Here is a 1,882-nt window from a genome sequence, read left to right as displayed (position 1 = left end):
ACGCTGGCCTACACGCCGCGCAGGATCGAGCCGCATCTGGTCGAGCCGGTCCGGTGGATGGCCGACTCGTTCTCGCTGATCGAAAGCCACGTCGGCGAAGGCATCCATGAGGTGCTGGGGCGGTGGCCTTCGGACCGGGCGGCCTGACGCGTTGCGCATCGTCTGTTGTGCATCGCGCCTGTGCGATCTGTATCTGTTCTTCGACGATCGGATGGCGACAATGAGGCTTCATCGAATGGAAGCCAAATGACTGCGCAGACCCGAGACCAGATTGCCGACCGTATCGCCGCCGAGCTGGGCCACAGCTTCGAGGGCGAGCTCGTCGCCGGCGGCAACTACATCCCCGTCGTGCGCGACGGCCGCACGCTCTACACCAGCGGCCAGGTGCCGCGCGTGGGCACCACGGTGGTCGTCACCGGCCGCGTGGGCGACCAGGTGCCGCTCGGCAAGGCCCGCGAGGCCGCGCAGATCTGCGCCTTGCGCTGCCTCGCGCTGCTGCGCCGCGAACTGGGCTCGCTCGAGGGCATCGAGAAGGTGCTGCGCGTTGGCGTCTTCGTGCAGTGCACGGCCGAATTCACGCAGCAGAGCGAAGTGGCCGATGCGGCCTCCGAGCTGCTGCACCGCGTGTTCGGCGAGGCCGGCGTACATGTGCGCACGGCCGTCGGCGTCTATGCGCTGCCGAAGAATGCGAGCGTGGAGCTGGAGATGACGGTGGCGGCCAAGGACAACGCAGGTTAGCGCTTTGGCAGCCCGGCAATGTCCCGCGCAAGCGAGGCGATCGTCAGCGGCGCGCAGCCTTCGGCGTTGTTGCTCACCGTGACGTAGGCCAGCTGGCCCGCGCCGGTGGTGCCCGCGATCACGCGGGCCAGGGCCTCGCGCGTCTCGGGGTCGGGATCGACGATCCTGTCGAACGGGCCGTAGAGCTTTTCCGCATCTTCATAGCCGAAGCGGCCGTGGCGGCGGTGCAGGTTCCAGCGGCACACCAGCGGCCCGGGCCAGAGCGCACGCAGCATCGGCAGCTGGTCTTCGATCGGCGGCATCTTGGCGTGCAGGCCCATGCAGAAGGTGGCGCCCACGCTGCGCAGCATGTCGGCGAAGGCGGGGCAGAGCAACTGCGGGTCGCGCACTTCGACCGCGATCACGGCATCGGGCGCCGTTGGCTTCAGGCCGGGCAAGGCCTCGAGCATCTCGCCGATGCGCGCGAGCAGCGCGGGCTGGTCGGCCAGCAGTTGCGCGGGAATCGGGCTCAACTGGAACACCAGCGCGCCGATGCGGTGGCCGAGGCCTTCGAGCGCCGGCTGCACGAACTCCTGGATCGCGATCTCGCTGTTCAGGAACACCGGGTTGGCCTGCGTGCCGCGGCCGCTTTCGTCGCGCACGGTGGCGTCGGTCACGAGGCTCGGCGCCTTCACCACGAAGCGGAAATCGTCCTGCACCATGGCCGCGTAGCGCGCGTACTGGCTGGCGGTGAGCGCGCGGTAGAAGTTGCGGTCCAGGCTCACGGTGCGAAAAAGCGGATGCCGGGCGAGGGCGGAGAGGCCGCTTTTCGACAGCACCGTTTCGGCGTAGTCGCCATCCCAGACGAGGTTGGCCCAGCCGGGGTAGCTCCACGATGAAGTGCCGAGCCGCAGGCCGGGAGGGAGCGCCGCGGCCAGTTCGACGAGCGCCGGGTCGGCGGGCGCCGGTGCCACGGTGGCGCCGCGCGGCTTCTTCTTCGCGGGCGGCTCGGCCTCGGCCTCCGGCGGCACGGTCGGGGGCGCCTCGGGCGGGCGCGGAAGATCGGGGAAAAGGGAGTCCTGCACTTCATCAGCCATGTTGGGGCCGCATTCTCGGCCAACATCGGGAGGCTGCGCCGCGACGGGCACAATCCGCGCCATGAAAC

2 protein-coding genes are annotated in these 1,882 nt (G+C 69.6%); one reads left to right on the top strand and one right to left on the bottom strand.

What is annotated here, in order from left to right; translation table 11 throughout:
• Window positions 1-246 precede the first annotated feature (246 nt).
• Window positions 247-738, top strand: a complete 492-nt coding sequence (locus AC1DOC_RS31840; RefSeq protein WP_012747891.1) for a RidA family protein — start codon at window positions 247-249, stop codon at window positions 736-738.
• Here AC1DOC_RS31840 and AC1DOC_RS31835 read toward each other — a convergent pair.
• A complete protein-coding gene (locus tag AC1DOC_RS31835; protein ID WP_012747892.1) occupies window positions 735-1,814 on the bottom strand; it encodes a DUF72 domain-containing protein in 1,080 nt (359 codons plus the stop codon). The two genes, AC1DOC_RS31840 and AC1DOC_RS31835, sit on opposite strands and share 4 nt — an antisense overlap.
• Between the last annotated feature and the right edge of the window lie 68 nt (window positions 1,815-1,882).

It is taken from the genome of Variovorax sp. 01T439_2, from assembly GCF_056398445.1.
This window is presented reverse-complemented; position numbering and strand designations above follow the sequence as displayed.